Annotated in this window: 19 protein-coding genes; 5 read left to right on the top strand and 14 right to left on the bottom strand. The window is 64.6% G+C overall.

Features of this window, described 5'->3' with window-relative positions; all coding sequences use genetic code 11:
* Positions 1-11: 11 nt before the first annotated feature.
* Positions 12-443: an Lrp/AsnC family transcriptional regulator gene (locus C8N32_RS00520; RefSeq protein WP_107890758.1), complete on the bottom strand. Its 432-nt coding sequence runs from the start codon at positions 441-443 to the stop codon at positions 12-14.
* Positions 444-561: 118 nt separating this feature from the next.
* Here C8N32_RS00520 and C8N32_RS00525 point away from each other — a divergent pair, with 118 nt between their 5' ends.
* Positions 562-1695 carry a type III PLP-dependent enzyme gene (locus C8N32_RS00525; protein ID WP_107890516.1) on the top strand — a complete coding sequence of 378 codons (1134 nt, stop codon included), beginning with the start codon at positions 562-564 and terminating at the stop codon, positions 1693-1695.
* 94 nt (positions 1696-1789) lie between these two features.
* Positions 1790-2878: a DUF2235 domain-containing protein gene (locus tag C8N32_RS00530; protein ID WP_107890517.1), complete on the top strand. Its 1089-nt coding sequence runs from the start codon at positions 1790-1792 to the stop codon at positions 2876-2878.
* Here the strand turns inward: C8N32_RS00530 and metF are convergent.
* Complete coding sequence (gene metF, locus C8N32_RS00535; RefSeq protein ID WP_107890759.1) at positions 2845-3711, bottom strand: methylenetetrahydrofolate reductase [NAD(P)H]; 867 nt, start codon at positions 3709-3711, stop codon at positions 2845-2847. The genes C8N32_RS00530 and metF overlap by 34 nt on opposite strands.
* 99 nt (positions 3712-3810) lie before the next feature.
* On the opposite strand from metF, the gene C8N32_RS00540 reads away from it, so the two are divergent.
* On the top strand, positions 3811-4716 hold the full coding sequence (locus tag C8N32_RS00540; protein ID WP_107890518.1) for a LysR family transcriptional regulator: 906 nt from the start codon (positions 3811-3813) through the stop codon (positions 4714-4716).
* Positions 4717-4772: 56 nt separating this feature from the next.
* On the top strand, positions 4773-5564 hold the full coding sequence (locus tag C8N32_RS00545; protein ID WP_107890519.1) for an inositol monophosphatase family protein: 792 nt from the start codon (positions 4773-4775) through the stop codon (positions 5562-5564).
* Here C8N32_RS00545 and C8N32_RS00550 read toward each other — a convergent pair.
* From C8N32_RS00550 to C8N32_RS00595, 10 genes are all read right to left on the bottom strand, one after another.
* Positions 5558-6490 (bottom strand): 2-hydroxyacid dehydrogenase, encoded by a 933-nt coding sequence (locus C8N32_RS00550; protein WP_107890520.1) that lies wholly within the window; start codon positions 6488-6490, stop codon positions 5558-5560. The two genes, C8N32_RS00545 and C8N32_RS00550, sit on opposite strands and share 7 nt — an antisense overlap.
* Position 6491: 1 nt before the next feature.
* Positions 6492-7637, bottom strand: a complete 1146-nt coding sequence (gene rodA, locus C8N32_RS00555; RefSeq protein ID WP_107890521.1) for a rod shape-determining protein RodA — start codon at positions 7635-7637, stop codon at positions 6492-6494.
* Complete coding sequence (mrdA, locus tag C8N32_RS00560) at positions 7634-9577, bottom strand: penicillin-binding protein 2 (protein WP_107890522.1); 1944 nt, start codon at positions 9575-9577, stop codon at positions 7634-7636. The genes rodA and mrdA overlap by 4 nt, the downstream gene beginning before the upstream one ends.
* On the bottom strand, positions 9574-10113 hold the full coding sequence (locus C8N32_RS00565) for a rod shape-determining protein MreD (protein WP_146159662.1): 540 nt from the start codon (positions 10111-10113) through the stop codon (positions 9574-9576). Before C8N32_RS00565 ends, mrdA begins: the two co-directional genes overlap by 4 nt.
* Positions 10106-11002, bottom strand: a complete 897-nt coding sequence (gene mreC, locus C8N32_RS00570) for a rod shape-determining protein MreC (protein WP_107890524.1) — start codon at positions 11000-11002, stop codon at positions 10106-10108. Before mreC ends, C8N32_RS00565 begins: the two co-directional genes overlap by 8 nt.
* 32 nt (positions 11003-11034) lie before the next feature.
* Positions 11035-12072 carry a rod shape-determining protein gene (locus tag C8N32_RS00575; RefSeq protein ID WP_107890525.1) on the bottom strand — a complete coding sequence of 346 codons (1038 nt, stop codon included), beginning with the start codon at positions 12070-12072 and terminating at the stop codon, positions 11035-11037.
* 160 nt (positions 12073-12232) lie between these two features.
* A complete protein-coding gene (locus tag C8N32_RS00580) occupies positions 12233-13786 on the bottom strand; it encodes a 2-isopropylmalate synthase (protein WP_107890526.1) in 1554 nt (517 codons plus the stop codon).
* Between the two features lie 222 nt (positions 13787-14008).
* Positions 14009-15481 carry a sodium:solute symporter family protein gene (locus C8N32_RS00585; protein WP_107890527.1) on the bottom strand — a complete coding sequence of 491 codons (1473 nt, stop codon included), beginning with the start codon at positions 15479-15481 and terminating at the stop codon, positions 14009-14011.
* 1 nt (position 15482) lies between these two features.
* Positions 15483-15662, bottom strand: a complete 180-nt coding sequence (locus tag C8N32_RS00590) for a hypothetical protein (RefSeq protein ID WP_107890528.1) — start codon at positions 15660-15662, stop codon at positions 15483-15485.
* A 65-nt stretch (positions 15663-15727) separates the two neighbouring features.
* Complete coding sequence (locus C8N32_RS00595; protein ID WP_107890529.1) at positions 15728-17140, bottom strand: MORN repeat-containing protein; 1413 nt, start codon at positions 17138-17140, stop codon at positions 15728-15730.
* Positions 17141-17275: 135 nt separating this feature from the next.
* Between C8N32_RS00595 and C8N32_RS00600 the strand changes: the two genes are divergently transcribed.
* Positions 17276-18928 (top strand): NAD+ synthase, encoded by a 1653-nt coding sequence (locus tag C8N32_RS00600; protein ID WP_107890530.1) that lies wholly within the window; start codon positions 17276-17278, stop codon positions 18926-18928.
* Here C8N32_RS00600 and C8N32_RS00605 read toward each other — a convergent pair.
* Positions 18925-19212, bottom strand: coding sequence for a hypothetical protein (locus C8N32_RS00605; RefSeq protein ID WP_107890531.1), 288 nt, complete (start codon positions 19210-19212; stop codon positions 18925-18927). The genes C8N32_RS00600 and C8N32_RS00605 overlap by 4 nt on opposite strands.
* A 58-nt stretch (positions 19213-19270) precedes the next feature.
* On the bottom strand, positions 19271-20281 hold the full coding sequence (locus C8N32_RS00610) for a 1-phosphofructokinase family hexose kinase (RefSeq protein ID WP_342352785.1): 1011 nt from the start codon (positions 20279-20281) through the stop codon (positions 19271-19273).
* Between the last annotated feature and the right edge of the window lie 2 nt (positions 20282-20283).

The following is a 20283-nucleotide window of genomic DNA, read 5'->3' on the forward strand; positions in this document are numbered from 1 at the left end:
GGCCAAGCCCTTCAGACGGTTCGGTCGATCCGGGTGGACAGGTGGATCAGGCTTTCGGAGGATTTCACCCCGTCGGTTTCCCCGATGATGTCCAGCACCTTGTCAAGCGCGCTGGCCGTGTCGGCGGCGACATGCACCATCAGATCGAACCGGCCCGACGTGGTATGGGCGCTCTGGACTTCCGGCGTTGCTTTCAGCCGGGCCAGAACGGCGGGCTGGGCGCGAGGTTCAAGCGTCAGAAGAATCGTGGCGCGCAACCGCCCGCGCGCGGCCGCATCGCCCAGACGGACGGTATATCCCGCGATGACGTCGTCGCGCTCCATCCGCTCGATCCGGGTTTGCAGGGTGGACCGGGCCATACCCAGCTTGCGCGCCATGACGGCGACGGACATGCGCGCGTCCTGCCCCAGAAGGCTGAGAATCCGTTGGTCGACCTTATCCATCATTTTGCCACTCTTTTCGTCATTATGCCGGCTTTCAGGGCTGAAACAACACTTCTGACCGGTGAAACCGGCGATTATCTGCGGCATTCTGTTTCCACGCCCAAGGAGGGAGGACACGTTGAACATCACCCGGCAAATCTGGCCCGATCTTTCAGGCTTCCTGGCCCATTCCCAACCGGACCATCCGGTTCTTTTCGCCGCTCCGGAGGCGGTGCAGTCACGGGCGCAGAGATTCATTTCCGGGTTCGACGGTCTCGTGACCTACGCGGTGAAGGCGAACCCTTCGCCGCTGGTTCTGTCCAACCTGGTTGCGGCAGGGGTGCGCGCATTCGACGTGGCTTCACCCGATGAGATGGTCCTGGTGCGCGACCTGATGCCCGATGCGGTGTTGCACTACAACAATCCGGTACGTGGGCGCCGCGAAATCGCGGAGGGCGTACGCCTTGGCGTGGCCTCGTGGTCGGTGGACTCGCGCAGTGAGCTTGAAAAACTGGCCGGCCGGGTTCCCGCAGGGGCCGAAATCGCCGTCCGCTTCAAGCTGCCCGTGCAAGGGGCCGCCTATGATTTCGGTGCCAAGTTCGGCGCGACCGAGGCCGATGCCATCACGCTTTTGCAAGAGGTCGCCGCGCTGGGCATGACGCCTGCGCTGACCTTTCACCCCGGCACTCAGTGCACCGATCCGGTTGCGTGGCGCAGCTATATCGCTGCGGCGGCCCGGATTGCCGAAGGCGCCGGGGTGCGCATTGCGCGGCTGAACGTTGGCGGAGGATTCCCGGCCGGGCGTACCGGCAACGAGCCGCCGCTGGAACTGTTCTTCGCCATGATCCATGAGGCCACGGCCCATGCTTTCGGGGCCGGTCGCCCTGCTCTGGTTTGCGAACCCGGCCGCGGCATGGTGGGGGATGCTTTCGCGCTCGCGGTGCGGGTCAAGGCAATCCGTGACGATGCGCATGTGTTCCTTAACGACGGTATCTATGGGGCGCTGGCGGAGTTTCCGCTGATCGGTCTGCCCGCGGCACCTCGGGCGCTTTCGCCTGCGGGCACGCCGCGCACGGGCCGTGCGGTGTCACGTACCGTTTTCGGGCCGACCTGCGACAGTCTTGACCGGTTGCCGGGCACGGTCAGTCTGCCCGCTGATCTGCAGGAAGACGATTACCTCGTCTTTCCCGCGATGGGCGCCTATTCCAGCGCCACGGCAACCCGTTTCAACGGCTATGGGGCACTGGAGACGGTAACCGTTCTGACGCTCTGATACGCGTCTTGGCGAATGTGCCGCTTGCCCCTACCATGGAAACGAGGTGAGGGGGCAGGCGTGCGCGATATGTCGGGATCGGGAAAGGTAAAGCATGCGGGTGAATGAGCGTGTTGCCCGTCTGCTGCGCCGCCCCCGTGAAGAGGCGGCGCGCCCGAGGCGTGCGTTGCGCAGCGCCACCGATCACGTCATCTTGCTGGACGGGACGCTCGGGGGGCTCGATGCCGGGGACCTGACCCATGTCGGGCGCACCTATCAACTGTTGCAGGAGCTTCCGGCCAGTGCGCCGGTTTCGGTTTATTACGAGGCGGGAATCCAGTGGCCGGACTGGACGCGGGCGCATCACGTCGCCTCGGGACGCGGAATCAATGAGCAGATCCGCCGCGCCTATGGGTATCTTGCCTCACGCTATCGGGTCGGCGATAGAATCTTCCTGATGGGGTATTCGCGTGGCGCCTTCGCGGCACGGTCGCTGGCCGGTGTGCTGGACAGCGTCGGGCTGTTGAAAGCCGCCCATGCCACCGAACGCAACCTGACCCAGGCGTGGCGGCACTATCGCGCCGGGGGCGACAGGGACGCCGCGCAGGTTTTCCGGGAAAAATACTGTCTGCCGGATGTTTCCGTGGAGATGATCGGGGTCTGGGATACGGTCAAGGCTCTGGGTTTGCGGTTGCCGCTTTTGTGGATGCTGACCGAGCCGCGCCATGCCTTTCACAACCATTCCCTTGGGCCTGTGGTCCGCCACGGGTATCACGCGCTGGCGCTGGACGAGACCCGAGAGGCGTTTGAGCCGGTCCTGTGGGAATGCCCTGCCGGGTGGCACGGGCATGTGGTGCAGATGTGGTTCCGCGGCACGCATGGGGATGTTGGCGGGCAGGTGGGCAATTCCACGCAGGCTTTGCCGTTGGCGCATATTCCGCTGGTCTGGATGCTGGAACGGGCCGCCCATCACGACCTTCCCCTGCCGGAAGGCTGGCGCGCCCGCTTCCCTTGCGACGTGACGGCGCCCTCGGTCGGGATGATGCGGGGGTGGGGCAAGTTTTTCTGGCTGCGCCACCGTCGCCGTATCGGGCTGGATGTCTCAGAGGCGTTGCACCCCACCGCGCGCCGTAGCGATGATCCGCCGGGCAGCACGCCGCGCAGCGTGGATCAGGCGACCTTCTCCAGCCGCGCGCAGGGCTGAACCCCAAGGGCGTGGCAGACATCGCGGGTCAGTGCCGCCTTGTTGAGCGTGTAGAAGTGAAACTCCCCCACGCCACCTTCGATCAGTTTGGTGCAAAGCTCCGTCGCCAATGAGACGGCCAGCAGATCCTCACGTTGGTCGCGGCGGGCGGTTTCGAAAGCGTCATCCAGCCACGCTGGCACATGGGCCCCGCAGTTCCTGGCGAACTTGCGCACCCCGGCCCAATTGTCGATCGGCAGGATGCCGGGGATGATCTGACCGGTGATCCCTTCCTTTTCGCAGGCGTCGCGAAAACGGAAAAAGGTGTCCGCCTCGAAGAAAAACTGGGTGATCGCAGAATGTGCCCCGGCGGCGAATTTGCGCTTGAGCCAGCGCACATCGTCGCCCGGCGCACGGGCCTCGGGGTGAGGATCCGGATAGGCCCCGACACGAATCCTGAAGCGTCCAGTTTGCGCAAGTGCGGAAATCAGGTCACAGGAATTGGCAAAGCCATCGGGGCGGGGGGTGAAGCCGCCTTCCCCACGCGGCGGGTCGCCACGCAGGGCAACGATTTCGCGCACGCCGACTTCGGCAAAGCCGTCCGCCACGCGCAGGGTGTCCTCCCGGCTGTCGCCCACGCAGGTCAGGTGCGCGGCCACGTTCAGGCCGAAATGCTTATGGAGCGCCTTTACCGCGTCATGGGTCAGGGCCCGTGTGCTGCCTCCCGCGCCATAGGTGACGGAGACGAATTCCGGTTCCAGCGTAGCGAGTTTTTGTGCGGTGTCCCACAGGCGAAATCCGGCCTCCAGCGATTGCGGGGGGAAGAATTCAAAGGAGACACGCGGGGCGGACATGGGAAAACTCCGGCTCAGAAGGGTTTCACGACTTGTCGCATAGGAAATTTTGTGAAACAAATTCATACTTCTCAAGAAGAATATGAGCGGCGCGACAATATGCATCTGGAATTGCGCCACCTGCGCACGATCAGGGCGATCCACGAAACCGGCGGGCTGGCCCGCGCGGCGGACGTGCTGAACATCACGCAATCGGCGTTGTCACACCAGATCAAGGCGCTGGAGGAGCAGGTCGGATTGGAGCTGTTCGTGCGTCGCACCAAGCCCCTGCGCCTGTCGCCGGCGGGCATGAAACTGTTGCGCCTGGCGGAACGGGTGTTGCCGGAAGTCGCCGCCCTGCAAGAGGAATTCGAGGGGCAGAAAGCCGGGAAGTCCGGCCGGCTCCACATTGCGCTGGAATGTCATGCCTGTTTCGACTGGTTGCTTCCGGTGCTGGAATTATACCGCAAGGCGTGGCCGGAGGTGGACGTTGACATTCGCCCCGGCCTGTCTTTCGACGCACTGCCGGCGCTGGGCCGGGAAAAGGTGGATCTTGTCGTTTCTTCCGATCCGCAGGATCTGCCCGGCGTTACCTTCGTGCCGCTTTTCGATTATGAACCCGTCTTTGTTTGTGCGGCCAGCCATCCTCTGGCCGCGCAGGACCGAATCGTCGCGGAGGATTTTCGTGACCAGACGCTCATCACATACCCGGTGGAGCGCAGCCGGCTGGACGTGTTCACCAGCCTCCTGACCCCCGCGCGGGTAGAGCCCCGCGCCTTGCGCGGTGTGGAACTGACCGCCGTGATCCTGATGCTGGTTGCGTCGGGGCGCGGGGTGACGGTGTTGCCCGACTGGGTGGTGCGCGAGATCCGCGACCACCCCGATTACGCCATCCGTCCGCTTGGTCCGCAGCCGGTGACGCGCCGCATGTATGCCGCGACGCGGGAAGAGGACGCCGCCAAACCCTTCATGGCCCATTTCATTCGTCTCGCCCGCAACGAACCCGTGAAACTGCAACGCGCCTGACCCCTTGGCATGGGCGCCGCAGCCGCGTATAGCGCCCCCAGGCTAGGAGTCCGGACATGCAAGGCAGCGCAAACCTCAACATTATGGTCAAGGCGGCTCGGAAGGCGGGGCGCAGCCTCGTGAAAGATTTCCGCGAGGTCGAGAATCTTCAGGTTTCGATGAAAGGCGCGGGCGATTTCGTCAGCCGCGCCGACATGGCCGCCGAACGCATTCTCAAGGAAGAGCTTCTCGGGGCGCGGCCCACCTATGGCTGGTTGGGGGAGGAAACCGGCGAAGATGCGGGCGAAGACCCGACCCGCCGCTGGATCGTGGATCCGCTGGACGGCACCACCAATTTCCTGCACGGGTTGCCGCACTGGGCAATTTCCATCGCGCTGGAACACAAGGGCGAGATCGTCTCCGGCGTCGTCTTTGACGCCGCCAAGGATGAGCTTTTCTATGCGGAAAAGGGGGCGGGCGCGTGGATGAATGACAGCCGTCTGCGGGTCTCGGGCCGGTCGCGGCTGAACGAGGCCATCTTTGCCACCGGCGTGCCCTTCGGAGCCAAACGAACCCTGCCCGCAACCCTGCGCGACCTTGGTCGCCTGATGCCCGAATGCGCGGGGGTCCGGCGTTGGGGCTCTGCGGCGCTCGACCTCGCTTACGTGGCTGCCGGTCGCTACGATGGGTACTGGGAACGTGAACTGAACGCCTGGGATCTTGCCGCGGGGCTGATACTGGTGCGGGAGGCCGGCGGCCTTGTCGGCCCTGTGCGGGAGGGGCACGACCCGGTTGAGCATGGTGACGTGCTGGTGGCGAACGAGGCGATCTACAGCAAGTTTGCCGCCATCATCCGCGCCGATCAGTAACCCTGCGCCCGGTCCACGCGAAACAGCAGGGCTTCCCCCGCTTCGCTGCGACGGATGTTTTCAACAATCACCTGTGCGGCCGTTTCCGGTCGCGTGGCAGACGCAATGTGCGGCGTAACCGTCACTTGCGGATGGGCCCAGAAAGGGTGAGCGGCGGGCAGGGGTTCGGTGCGGAAGACATCCAGCGTGGCATGGCTGAGACCGCCTCTTCCCAGGGCCGCCAGCAGGGCCTCATCGTCGACCAGCGCGCCCCGGCCCGGATTGATCAGCACCGCCCCCTCGGGCATCCAGCCGAGGCGCTCATGGTTCAGCAGGTTTTCGGTTTCGGCGGTCAGGGGCAGCAAAAGCACCGCGATCTCGGCCCGGGCCAGAGCGGGGCGCAGGCCATCGGCCCCGTGCAGGCAGGGGATCCCCTCAAGGCTGTGATGGGTGCGCGCCCAGCCTGCTACGGCGAAATTGAGCGCCCGCAGCGCCTGTGCGCAGGCCCGGCCCAGTTCCCCCAGGCCCAGAACCGTCACCTTTCGGTCCCGTGCCAGCGGGGGGACCGCCGGGTCCCAATTGTGCAGGGGGTTCACGATATGCCTGTCCATGCTCAGGTGATGGCGCAGGACGTGGCCGGTGACCCATTCGACCATCCCTTCCTGCAAGCCGGAATCGACCATCCGGCAGAGCGGCTGTGTCAGGGTCGGGTTCAGAACGATGGTTTCGACCCCGGCCCAAAGGCTCAGCACGGCTTTGCAACGGGAAAACGGCGTGAAGTCAGACACCGGGCCAGCGGGGGCATAGACGATGTAATCGACCGTCTCCGGTGCGGCGTCAGGGTCGGTGTGCAGGGTCGCTTGCAGGCCGGCTTGGTCAAAGGCACGGAAAAGGGGCGCGCGGTAGGTTTCCCAGCTTGTGGCCGGGGCGGCGAACAGGACGTTCATGTCAGCGGCTCCTGGGGCGGTGGATATGTGCGCTCTGAATCAGGCCGAAGGCGGCCATCAGGACCATCATGGCCGACCCCCCGTAGGAGACAAGCGGCAGTGGCACCCCCACCACCGGGGCAAGGCCCATTACCATCGACATGTTCAGCGCGAAAAACAGGAAGAATGTGGTTGCGATGCCGATTGTCATCAGGGCGGCGAAGCGGTCGGGGTTTTTCAGGGCGGAGGCGACGCAGAACAGGATGATCAGCATGTAAAGCGCCAACAGGGAGATGCCACCGATGAAGCCGAACTCCTCAGCCAGGGTGGTAAAGATGAAATCGGTGTGTTTTTCGGGCAGGAAGTTCAGCCGACTTTGTGTGCCCTGCATGAAGCCGCGTCCGGACCACCCGCCCGACCCCAGCGCGATCTTTGACTGGGTGATGTGGTAGCCCGCCCCCAGCGGGTCGGAGGACGGATCGAGAAAAGTATCGATCCGGCGGTACTGGTAATCCTTCAGCAGTTGCCATGGCGACCCGCGCGAGGCAAAGACTGCCGCCACCAGGCCGCTGCCCATCGCGCCCACGACCGCGAAATACAGCCAGTGGACCCCAGCGGCAAACAGGACCACCGCCCCGCCCAGAACCAGCAGGAGCGCAGTGCCGAGGTCGGGCTGCCTGAGCACCAGCGCGGCGGGTAAAAGGATCAGCCCCAAGGCGACCAGGACGTAGAGCGGGTGCGACACCCGGCGCGGGTCCAGCCAGTCGAAATAGGCGGCCAGCGCCATCACCAGGGTGATTTTTGTCAACTCCGAGGGCTGAAGGCGGATCACCCCGAGATCGATCCAGCGTTGTGCGCCCATCCCGACCTCACCGAAAAATTCCACCCCCAGCAACAGCAGCAGTGAGATCCCGAATGCCAGCCCGGCCATGTTGCGCCAGAACCAGACCGGTATGAAGGCCACGGCGAACATCACCCCCAACCCGACGAGAAACCGCTTGATCTGGGGGGCCGCCCAGGGCTCCATCGCGCCACCTGCGACGGAGTAAAGCATCAGGAACCCGATTCCCGCCACGGCGCACAGCAACGCAACCAGCGCCCAGTTGACGTAAAACACCTTGCGCAGCCCGCTGGGGACGGTCTTGACCTGATATTCGAGGTAGCTCATGCGCGGTTCCGTCCGGGGCTGGGGGGCTGAAGCGTGCGCAAGGGCAGGGCATTGAGCCGTTGCTCTGCCTCCCAACGCTGATTGCTCGGGTAGGCGGCAAGGGGGGGCATCTCTCCGTAAAGCGCGCGCAACGCGATATCGCGGGCAATGGGCGCCGCCGCCGTGGACCCGCCGCCGCCATGTTCCACGACAACCGAAACCGCGATGCGCGGAGCGTCATAGGGCGCGAAGCAGACAAAAAGTGCATGGTCGCGCCGGTGCCAGGGCAGATCCTCGTTCCGGAAGACGCCGCGCGCGCGCTCGGCGGCGGTGATGTTGCGCACCTGGCTGGTACCGGTCTTGCCGGCCATCAGCATGTCTTCCGACACGATGCGCGACCGATAGCCGGTGCCGCGCCGGTGATTGGACACCGAGTACATTCCCTTCCTGATTCGCGCCAGGTTGTGGGGGGCGAAGGGCAGCGGTGCGCCGCCCCCGACCGGAGTTTCCAGCCCGTTGACCGATTTGATCAGCCGCGGCAGGACCGCCTGGCCACTGGCCAGCCGCGCAGTCATCACCGCAAGCTGCAAGGGGGAAGTCAGAACGAAACCCTGCCCGATGGATGCGTTCAGCGTGTCGCCGATCACCCATTCGGCACCGCGGTTCTCGCGCTTCCACGCAGTGTCAGGCATCAGACCTTCTGTGACGGCCGACATCGGCAGGTCGTGGCGGGCCCCCAACCCCAGATGGCGGGCCGTTTCCGCGATGCGGTCGATGCCGACCCGCTGGGCGATCTCGTAGAAGTAAACGTCGCAGGATTGTTCTAGGCTCTGGTTCAGGGCGACAGAGCCGTGACCGCCCCGCCGCCAGCAATGGAACCGTCGCCCGCCCACCTCTGTATACCCCGGGCACCAGACGGTATCCTCGGGGGAGACCACGCCCGCCTCCAGCGCCGCGAGGGCGGTAACCATCTTGAAGGTGGAGCCGGGCGGGTAGGCGCCCTGCACGGTCTTGTTGGCGAGTGGGCGGTAGGGGTTTTCCGTCAGCGCCCGGTAATCCGGCACCGAAATCCCGCGGACGAATTTGTTCGGATCATAGCTGGGGGCCGAGGCAATGCCCAACAGGTCGCCGTTGCGGGTATCCATCACCACGGCAGCGGCGCTTTCCTTTGCCATGCGGGCCTGCATGAAGTTCTGCAATCCCGCGTCCACAGTCAGTTGCAGGCTTGCGCCGGCCTTGCCCTCGGTCCGGTCGATCTCCCGGATGACGCGGCCCACGGCATTGACTTCGATGCGTTTGTTGCCGGCCTTTCCGCGCAGGTCGTCCTCCATCTTGGCCTCGACCCCGGTCTTGCCGATCTGGAAGCGCGGTATCTGAAGTACAGGGTCCGGGGTTTCCAGCTTCGACAGATCGTAATCGCTGACCGGGCCGACATAGCCAATGACATGGGCAAAATCCTCACCCATCGGGTAAAGTCGGGACAGGCCGACCTCTGGCGTTATGCCGGGCAGGGCAGGGGCGTTTACAGCCACATGCGCGACGTCCGCCCAGGTCAGACGGTCTGCGACGGTCACCGGCACGAAGGGGCTGCGGCGGGCGATTTCCTTGCGCGCGCGCTCCACCTCGTCAGAGGTGAGCGGAACGATCCGCGCCACGCGTGCCAATGCCTCCTCCACGTTTCCGGCATCTTCGCGCACCAGCACGATCCGGTAGTTTTGCTCGTTTTCGGCGAGCGAGCGTCCCTGGTTGTCGAAAATCAGGCCACGCGTCGGGGGGATGAGCCGGATATTGATGCGGTTTTCTTCCGCCATCAGGCGGTATTGGTCCGCCTGTTCGACCTGCAAGTGCCGCATCCGCAGTGCCAAAATCCCGGCGAATGCCAGTTGCGCCCCCCCCAGCACCAGGGTCCGCCGGCTAATTTTTCGGGTGCTTTGCTCTGTATCCCGCTGGGGGTGTTTCATCGCGGGGGTCTCCGGCGGTTGGCTTCGTCCGGGGTTGGACGGCGGACGCCCAACCCGAACTTCGACACGAATACTATCACCGGATAGGCCGCTAGTGTGGAGACTGTTTGCATCAGGGCCTGTCCGATGCCGGGATGGTGGACTGCGGTCAGGCTGAGGATGAGGGCCTCGAGAAGCGTGATCATCACCAGCACGACGCCGACGAGCGCCCATTCCACCCCAAAGGGCATCTCTGCCGAAAGCTGACGGCGAGACCGCAAAAACTCCGCCCCCAGAAGCACAAGGGCCGTCCACAAGCCGGGTGGGCGCAGCAGCATCAGGTCCAGCGTCAGGAAAACCGCAACAAGCAGCAGCGGCGGCAGGTAATCCGGGCGACGCTGCACCCAGGCGAAGGCAAGACAGAGCATCACGTCCGGCCCCGGAAATCCGCCCACCAGTGAGCCGACGGGCAAAAGCCGCACGAACAGGAATGCCAGACCCACCCCCGCGAACACCAGCGGGTAAAGAAATTGCCGCATGGAAACCGGATCAATCATTTGCAGACTCCGGTGCGGGCGGGCCGATCGGGGCGGGGGCGATCAACGCGCCGGGATCGCGGATTGTTTCGTTGGCATGGCTGCGTAACACACGCAGGAATTCCAGCCGTTCGTAATCGGCGGCCAGACGCACGCGCAGCCGCCCGTCGGTACCCTGTGCGACCTGTCCCACCAGCAGCCCGGCCGGGAATACCCCTCCGTTGCCGGACGATACGACCCGGTCGCCGGGTCGCACAAGGTCGGGGTTTTCCAGAAACTCGATCGGCGGTACCGGACTGTTGTCGCCGGACAGAACCGCCCGCTGACCCGATGGCTGGATGGTAATGGGCACCCGGCTGTTGGGATCCGTCAGCAAGATGACCCTGGCGGTGCGCTGCCCCACGCCTGAAATTCGTCCCACCAGGCCCAACCCGTCGGTGGTGGCCCAGCCATCCAGGATGCCGTCGCGCGCGCCGAGGTTGAGAAGCACCGACCGCCGGAAGGGGGAGCCACTGTCCGCCAGAACCATTCCGGTCACATAGGTCAGGGTCGGGTCCAGCCGTACCTTGTTGAGGTCCAGCAGCTTGGCGTTTTCCTGTTCCAACTGAAGCGCGGCCTCCCTCCAGGCGCGCATTTGCCGCAATTCGCGGCGCAACTCGGCGTTCTGTTCCGCCAGTCGCGCATAAGAACGAAACCCCTCCGCCATCTCGGTCGCGGCGGTGACCGGGCGCATCGCCCAGCCCATGCCCGGCACGACCCGATCGACCAGTGCGATCCGCATCCGCTCCACCCGCGGGCTGTCGATACGCCACAGCAGGAACAGGGCCAGCAAGACGAAAACAAGACCCCCGATCAGGATACGTCTGATGGGGCGGGTATAGTCTTGGGATGTGTTTCGGTTTTTGGCCACGTCTGCCGTCCTCCGGACGCCGTGCCGGGGCTTCAGCTTTCGTAGTCGATGACGTGGCGAAGCTGCTTTTCGTATTCCAGCGCCTTGCCGGTCCCCAGTGCAACGCAGTTCAGCGATTCATCGGCCACCGAGACAGAAAGCCCGGTCTGCTCCCGCAGGGCGAGGTCAAGTTCCCCCAGAAGGGCGCCGCCGCCGGTCAGCATCACGCCGCGGTCGACGATATCCGCCGCCAGATCCGGCGGCGTCGCCTCGAGCGCGATCATCACCGCCTCGCAAATCTGCTGGACCGGCTCGGCCAGAGCCTCGGCCACCAGCGCCTGATTGATCTCGATCTCCTTCGGAACGCCGTTGAGCAGATCGCGCCCGCGGATCAGCATGTTGGACCCGCGCCCGTCATCCGGCATGCGTGCGGTTCCGATGGTCGTCTTGATACGTTCGGCCGTTGCCTCCCCGATCAGAAGGTTCTGGTGGCGGCGCAGGTGGTTGATGATTCCGTCATCCATGCGGTCGCCGCCCACGCGGATCGACCGGGCATAGACGATATCGCCCAGCGACAGCACCGCGACCTCGGTCGTGCCGCCCCCGATATCCACCACCATGTTGCCAGAGGGCGTGGTTATGGGCATGCCGGCCCCGATGGCCGCCGAGATGGGCTCCGGGATCAGCCCCGCCCGGCGCGCGCCTGCCGAGAGCACCGATTGCCGGATCGCCCGTTTCTCGACCGGTGTCGCGCCGTGGGGAACGCAGACGATGATCTTGGGCTTGGTGAAAGTCGTCCGTTTATGAACCTTGCGGATGAAATACTTGATCATCTCTTCGGCCACGTCGAAATCGGCGATCACGCCCTCGCGCATGGGGCGGATGGCCTCGATACTGCCGGGCGTGCGGCCCAGCATCAGCTTGGCGTCCTCCCCCACGGCCAGCACCTGTTTACGCCCGTCGCGCACATGGAACGCCACCACCGACGGTTCGTTCAGAACGATTCCGCGCCCCTTGACATAGACGAGCGTATTCGCCGTTCCGAGGTCGATCGCCATGTCCGAGGAAAACAAACCGCCAATACCTGCCATGCCTCTGGCCCTATCCCTGAAATTTTCTTGTCCCGATTCCGTTAACGACCGGGCCGGTTGCTTATAGGGCCCGGTCGGGCGCAGCGTAAAGGCCTGCTGCGGGTCAAATAAGCGTAAAGCCGCCGGAAAAGCGCGTTTTTGCACCCGTCCGGCGGTGGGGTCAAACCGCTTCGGCCTGCGGCCTGGTTTTTTCACGCCGGACCAGAAGGCGGTTGAGCGCATTCACATAGGCTTTGGCACTGGCGACGACGGTATCGGTGTCCGAGGCCTGGCCGGTGACGATCTTGCCTTCTTCCTCCATCCGCACGCTGACGGTGGCCTGCGCATCGGTGCCCTCGGTCACGGCATGGACCTGATAGAGCTGAAGGTGCGCGCGGTGCGCGAACAGGGCCTTGACCGCGTTGAAGGTTGCGTCCACAGGCCCGTCGCCCTGCGCGGTGACCTGGTGTTCCTTGCCGTCGATTACCAGCGTCAGGTCCGCAGATTGCGGCGCCTCGGTCCCGCAGATCACGCGCAGGAACTTCACCTGTATGCGGTCATGGGTCTCGTTCGAGACGCTGTCGCGCATCAGGGCGAGGAGGTCGTCGTCATAGACCTCTTTCTTGCGGTCGGCCAACGCCTTGAAGCGGACGAACACATCGTTGAGCTGATTGTCCGCCAGATCATAGCCCAGGTCCTTCATCTTGGCGCGCAGCGCCGCCCGGCCCGAGTGCTTGCCCATGACCAGATTGGTTTCCTTAAGTCCGATGTCGGACGGGCGCATGATTTCGAAGGTCTCGGCGTTTTTCAGCATCCCGTCCTGATGGATGCCGCTTTCATGGGCAAAGGCGTTCTTGCCCACGATTGCCTTGTTATACTGCACCGGAAAGCCGGATACCGTCGCCACGCGGCGCGAGATGTTCATGATTTTCGTGGTGTCGATGCAGGTCCGGTAGGGCATGATGTCGTTTCGCACCTTCAGTGCCATCACAACCTCTTCCAATGCGGTGTTGCCGGCGCGCTCCCCCAGCCCGTTGATCGTGCATTCGATCTGGCGGGCCCCGGCCTCCACGGCGGCCAGGGCGTTGGCGGTGGCCATGCCCAGATCGTTGTGGCAATGGGTGGCGAAAGTGATTGCATCGGCGCCAGGGACGCGTTCGCGCAGCATGCGGATCAGGTCGGCGCTTTCGCGCGGGGCGGTGTAGCCCACCGTGTCGGGGATGTTGATCGTGGTCGCGCCCGCCCTGATGGCGATTTCCACGACCCGGCACAGGTAGTCATGCTCTGTCCGGGTCGCATCCATGGGCGACCATTGCACATTGTCGCACAGGTTGCGGGCATGGGTTACCGTGTCATGAATGCGCTGGGCCATCTCGTCCTGGTCGAGGTTGGGAATCGCCCGGTGCAGGGGGGAGGTTCCTATAAATGTATGAATTCGCGGGCTTCTTGCGTGACGAACGGCCTCCCAGCAGCGGTCGATATCCTTGAAGTTCGCCCGCGCCAGCCCGCAGATCGTGGCGGTTTCGGCTTGCCTGGCGATGGCGCTGACGGCGTCGAAATCCCCTTCGGAGGCGATGGGAAAGCCCGCCTCGATCACATCCACGCCCATCTCGTCGAGCATGGCGGCAATCTCCAGCTTTTCCTCGTGGGTCATGGTTGCGCCAGGGCTTTGTTCCCCGTCGCGCAGGGTGGTGTCGAAAATCAGGACACGGTCCTGTTTTGCAGTCTCTGTCATGGTAGATCTCTTTGGTTGTCCTTAGCCGGGCGGCGCGAAGCGGTACCTCTGAGCGGTCGCGCCACTATGGCACGCTCAGAGGCAGCTAAGGAGAAGCAGAAGGCCGGACAGGACCCGCGCGGGGCGCGGGGCATCGGGGGAGATATGTCCAGTGCTCATCATTGGGCGCACTATATGGATCGGGGCCGCCGGTGCAAAGCAAAAATGCAACCGGCGGCTTTTTCACCAAACGCGGTGGCGGTCCAGCTCCGGGCGCAGCGCGGTCTGGAAATCCAGCGCCTCCTCGCGGGCGGGGGTGATCAGGCTGACCCCGACGAAGAGCGCGACCGTAACACCGATGACCGTGGTCGCCAGAAGAGGGTTGAAGACGCTGACGCCGGCAAAAATCGCCATGTAAACCGCGACCGCGCTGCCCCCGACCAGCGAGGCCAGAACGCCCCATGCCGTGCCCCCGCGCCAAAAGAACGCGCCGATGGTCGCGGGGACGGTTACCACCAAACCTGCCGCGGAAAGGGCGGCCAGCTGATCTACGATCTGGGCCTTTTGCAGGGCGAACCACGCGGCGAAAACGACCACCAGGACCACGATTACCCGGCCAATGAACACCTGGGTCGCATCGCGCCCGGCACCACGGTTCAGCAGGTCACGGGCCACCATCGAACCCAGCGTCAGCGCGATGGAATCGAGCGTGGACACCGCGGCAGACAGGACCCCGATGATGAGCAGCAGGCTTACCCCCACCGGCACCGCGCCCGAGCCCAGCAGGGCCGGGGTGGCCAGAGCACTGTTTTCCAGACCCGGTGTCAGCACCAGCGCGGCGAACCCCCAGATCACCGCGATCAGCGTGAATACCAGGCCAAATCCCAGCACCCAGAAAATCATCCGCCGCAGGGCGGAAACGTCACGCACCGCGAACAGCCTCTGGCTGACCTGCGGGTTTGACAGCGGAAAGAAAAACCACGGCAGCGCCAGCGCAAGGAACGTGGGCAGGGACCACAGGCCCGGACCCGGCACATCCAGCCATTGCGGGTTTGACGCTTTCACCTTCGCGACGAAGCTGTCCACGCCGCCGATGGCCGCCACCACAAATCCAACGGCAAGCAGCGCCGAGATCAGCATGAGGCTCGCCTGCACCGCATCCGTCCACGCGACGGAGCGAAGCCCGGCGATCAGCGTCCAGAGAATCGCCAGGACCGCCCCGGTCAGAATGGCCGCGGGCAGGCCGATGTCTCCCCCGGTCACGCCGGACAGCAACAACCCGATTCCGGCCATCTGAGTCGTGCAGTAGGGCATCAGGAACACAAGACTCAGCACCGCGACCAGCCGCGCGATGGTGCGGTCGCCGTAGCGCGCGCCCAGCATCTCGGCGGGGGTGATGAAGCCCCATTTCCGTGCCGCCAGCCAAAATCGCGGCCCGAACAGGACCAGAAGTGTCAGACCGGAGAAGTAAATCAGTTCGAAGCCCAGCGCACCGACGCCGCCGCGATAGGTCAGCCCCGTCAGGACCACCAGCATGAAGGCCGAATAAGTTGTGGCGGCATAGGACAACCCCGCCACCATGCCGCCGATATTGCGTCCGCCAAGGTAATAGTCATCGGCGGTGCCGGTATTGCCGCGCGCGGCTTTCAGCGCAATCGCGCCGCCCAGCAACGTGAACAAAAGCACCGAGACCCATATCAGAGTGGGAGAGATCATGTCAGCCCCTCCACCGTGTAACGCCCGCGGCGATCGCCACGACCACCGCCGCGCCGAAGACACACCAGAACACGAAGACCTCCACCGAGACCGTGCCGCCACTCAGCGCCCCGTAGGGGATCGCGATGCCTGAAAGAATGAGAATGCCGACCACCAGCAGCCAGCGTTGAAACCCGGTCATGCGGAAATACTCCCAGCCGTTGCAAAGGCAGGGATAAACGATCGCCGCCCTGCGCGCAAACGGGGTTAGTTCGCGGGGGGGGTCAACGTACCGCCGTCCCACTGCCCCCGTGCTTCGCGCCCGGTGGCATAGCGCATCACGCCCTCGCCCTGGCGCTGGCCGTCGACGAACTTGCCTTCGTAGCTGTCCCCGTTGGGATAGCGGGCAATGCCATGGCCGCTGATCCGGCCGCCCTCCCAGGCGCCTTCGTAGGTGAACCCGTCGGTCATGGTCAGAGTGCCGGTCCCTTGACGCTGGCCCTCCGTGAACCCGCCGGTATAGGTGCTGCCGTTGGGATAGGTGGCGATGCCCGTGCCGTGGCGGGTGCCGCGCACCCAGTCACCGTCGTAGGTATACCCGTCGGGATAGGTCATTTCGCCCTTCCCGTGGGGGGTGGCGTTCAGCAACGCACCCTCGTAAACCTGACCGCTTGCATAGTGGGCGATACCTGTCCCGGTGATCTGGCCGTTCTGCCAGCCGCCCTCGTAGGAGGAGCCGTCGGCATAAGCGATCCTGCCCTGGCCATGGGGCTGGTCGGCCTTGAAGGCGCCTTCGTAGACCGATCCGTCGGGGTAGGTTGTCGTCCCCGCTCCCTCGATCCGGCCCATGACCCACTGGCCTGTGTAAATCATGCCGTCCGTTCCCCGGAACGTGCCGGTTCCATGGCGCTTGTCGTTTTCGAAAGTGCCTTCATAGGTATCCCCGTTGGCGTAGGTTTCCACCCCCGGACCGTTGCGCTTTCCCGCCTTGAACGCCCCGTCGTAGACATCCCCGCCGGGTTGGGTCAGACGGCCTTCGCCCTCCATCTGTCCGTTGACCCAGCCGCCTTCATAGACCAGCCCTTCCGGGGTGCTCAGCGTTCCCTGACCTGCGCGCCGGCCGTCTCGCATCCCGCCTTCGTAGACCGTTCCGTCGGCATAGGTGATGCGGCCCTGCCCGTGTTTTACACCCTCTGACCAGGTGCCCTCATAGACATACCCGTCCTCACCGGTCAGCACACCGTGGCCATGGTGGAGCGCATTTTTGAACGTGCCCTCGTATCGCAGCCCGTTGGCGTAAGCCGCCACGCCCGCGCCGGTCATCTTGCCGTTTTCCCATTTGCCTTCATAGGTTGACCCGTCGGCGAAGACGATGCGCCCTGTCCCCTCGGGCTGCCCTTTCTCGAAGGTGCCGGTATAGACGGAGCCGTCCGCGAAACGGGCAGTGCCCCGGCCGCGGATTTCGCCGTCTTCCCATGTGCCACTGTATTCATACCCATTGGGCAGCCGGTAGATCCCTTGCCCGTGCTGAAGCCCGTTGCGGAAAGTGCCTTCGTAAATGCCGCCGTCGTCATATTGTTTGGTGACAATCGCGCCGCCATCTTGCGCCAGCGCGCCGCCCGCCGCGATCCCAAGCGCCAAAACCAGCCCTGCCCAGTGTTTTCCCCGGTTCTGCGCCACGCCCTGCCTCGTTCATGTGATATTGAAAAGCGAGCGAACCCTAATTGAGGGACAGGGGGGTGACAACGGGTTTTGCATCTATCGGCTTTTACTTGCGCGTCACTCTGGTAAAGCAGTCGCAAAAGGAGGTTCCCCATGTCTCGCTTTCGCCTGACGCTTGCCCAACTGAACCCGGTTACGGGGGCGCTTGCGCAAAACGCCGCGCGCGCGCGTGTGGCGTGGGCGCAGGCGCGCGCAGCCGGGGCCGACATGGTGGCCCTGCCGGAGATGTTCCTGACCGGCTACCAGGTGCAGGATCTCGTGCTGCGCCCGGCTTTCGTGGCGGATGTTGCGGCGCAACTGTCGGCGCTGGCGGGGGATTGCGCCGGGGGGCCGGCACTGGGGATCGGCGCGCCCTGCGCAGAGGGGGACGGGCTCTACAACGCGTATTTCGTGCTGCAAGAGGGCGAGGTCCGGGCGCGGGTGTTCAAGCGTCACCTGCCCAATGTGGGTGTTTTCGATGAATACCGGGTTTATGACAGTGGCGAAGACGCCGCGCCTTACACGGTCGGCCCCCTGTGTATCGGCACCCCGATCTGTGAGGATGCCTGGTATCCTGGGGTCTCGGATGAACTGGCGCGGGCGGGGGCCGAGATCCTCCTGGTGCCGAACGGGTCACCCTATTATCGGGAGAAATCCGGCGTGCGCCTGTCGCATATGGCCGGGCGGGTGGCCGAGACCGGGTTGCCGCTGGTTTATCTCAATCTCGTTGGCGGACAAGATGATCAGGTGTTCGACGGGGGCAGTTTCGTGCTGAACCCGGAGGGGCTCGCCGTGCGTCTGCCGGTGCTGGAGGAGGCGGTTGCCCATGTCGATTTCACCTCTGCACCGGCGGGTTGGCGTGCGCAGGCAACCCCGCTTTCCCCCGAGCCCGGACCCTGCGAGCAGGACTACCGCGTGATGGTCGCCGCGCTTGGCGATTATATGCGAAAGTCGGGGTTTTCCAGGGCCCTCCTGGGGTTGTCCGGAGGGGTGGACAGTGCGCTCGTGGCGGCTATTGCCGTCGATGCCCTGGGGGCCGAAAACGTGCGCTGCGTGATGCTGGCCTCGGAATATACCTCGCCCGGATCCGTGGAAGATGCGACCGCGGTGGCCGATGCGCTGGGGTGCAGGCTGGACAATCTGCCCATATCCGGGCCCCAAACGGCGGTAGAGGCCGCGCTTGCGCCGTTTTTTACCGGGTGCCTGCCGGATGTGACCGAGGAGAATATCCAGTCCCGTCTGCGCGGTCTGTTGCTGATGGCGCTGTCCAACAAGTTCGGCGAGTTGCTTTTGACCACGGGCAACAAGTCAGAGGTCGCGGTAGGGTATGCCACGATCTACGGCGATATGGCGGGGGGGTATAATCCGATCAAGGATCTCTACAAGACGCGGGTGTTCGAAACCTGCCGCTGGCGCAACGCCAACCACCGCGTCTGGATGAATGGCCCGGCGGGCGAGGTGATCCCGCCCCGTGTGATCGACAAGCCCCCCAGCGCGGAGTTGCGCGCGGACCAGAAGGATGAGGACAGCCTGCCGCCTTACGAGGTGCTGGACCGCATACTTGAAGGGTTGATCGACCATGATGCCTCGGTTGCGGATCTGGTTGCGGCCGGTTTTGAGCGTGAAACCGTCAGGCGGGTGGAGAACCTGATTTATACAAGTGAATACAAACGCTTCCAGTCCGCACCCGGCGCACGGTTGACGCCGCGCGCCTTTTGGCTGGATCGGCGGTATCCGATCGTGAATCGCTGGCGCGACCCGGGTTAGCGGGCCCGGAGCACCGCGATCCGCCCGCCGGGTTCGCGAAAGACCCATTGTCCGGTGGCCGGATCATAGCCGAAATCTCCCGCCGTCTTACGGGCACTCAGTCGCAGGGCAGGACGGGGCGCGGGCATGGTGGACGACCGGTCTGGCAGGCCCTTGATGTCGACATCCACGATCTTTCCCGCGCTCAGCGTCAGGCCGATTCCGAACAGTGGGTCCGCTTGCGCCCGCGGCGTAGCCAGCAGGCTGGCCGCCAGCGCGACCGAAGCCCAAAGAATCATCTGCATATCATCCCCCGGAACGTTGCACCGGAGGGCAGGGTGCCCCGCAGACGTGAATGAAATCTTAGTCAGGCAGCCGGGATACCGGGCATTTTCTCAAAAGGGCTTCGGTATCTTCGCGCGTGCACAGGGCGGTGGCATCGGTCATGACTGCCGCGGACGCCGCGGCCGCGCCCCATTGCAGGGCTTCGGCCAGTCCCGCCCCATGTGCCAGCCTCAGCGTAAAGGCCGCCACGAAACTGTCGCCTGCGCCGACCTTGCTTTTGACAGGGACCCTCGCCGCTTCGGCGAACAGGCGTTCCTGCGGACTGACGGCAACGGAGCCGTCCGGACCCCGTGCCACGATCACCACTTTCGCCGCGCCGCGTGCAACCATCGCAGCGGCGAAATCGGCACTGTCGCGACGGTTGGGGAGTGTGCGTCCGGCCAACGCTTCGGCTTCGCGGCTGTCCATGCGCAACACCTCCGGTGGGCATTCCAGATCCTCGGTCAGGCGATGCAGGGCGGCGGACGAGGTATCCACGATCAGCCGTGTGTCACGGTCCCGGAGCTTGCGGCAGACGCGGGCGGGGAAGTTTTCGGGCAGTCCCTCCGGGATCGAACCGCTGAGCACGACCAACCCGCCCTGTGGTACGGCGGTGGTGATGGCGGCCATGATCGCGCGCAGCCCTTCCTCTGCCCAGGCGGGGCCGGGAAGGACAAAACGGAACTGGCGGCCCGTATCGCTTTCGGTGATGGAGATGGCCTGCCGGGTTTCGCCCGGTGCCTGAAGGGGGATCAGGCGGATTCCCTCTGCCTCCAGAAGCGATTTCAGTTTGCGCCCGTTATGACCCCCGATGGCGACCAGGGCGTGGCTTTCTCCCCCCAGAAGCCGGATTGCACGGGAAACGTTGATCCCCCCTCCGCCGGGGTCGGTAACCGCGGGCGCGCAGCGCAGCTTGAGAGCGGGTTCCAGCCGTGCGACTGAGGTCGAGATATCCACGGCGGGGTTCAGAGTGACGGTGAGAATGGGTTCCATCGGTTCCGGGCTTTCGTAGTTTGCGCGCACACTGCCACCCCGGCACGGGCGCGCCAAGG

The organism is Rhodovulum imhoffii, assembly GCF_003046545.1.
GTDB lineage: Bacteria > Pseudomonadota > Alphaproteobacteria > Rhodobacterales > Rhodobacteraceae > Rhodovulum > Rhodovulum imhoffii.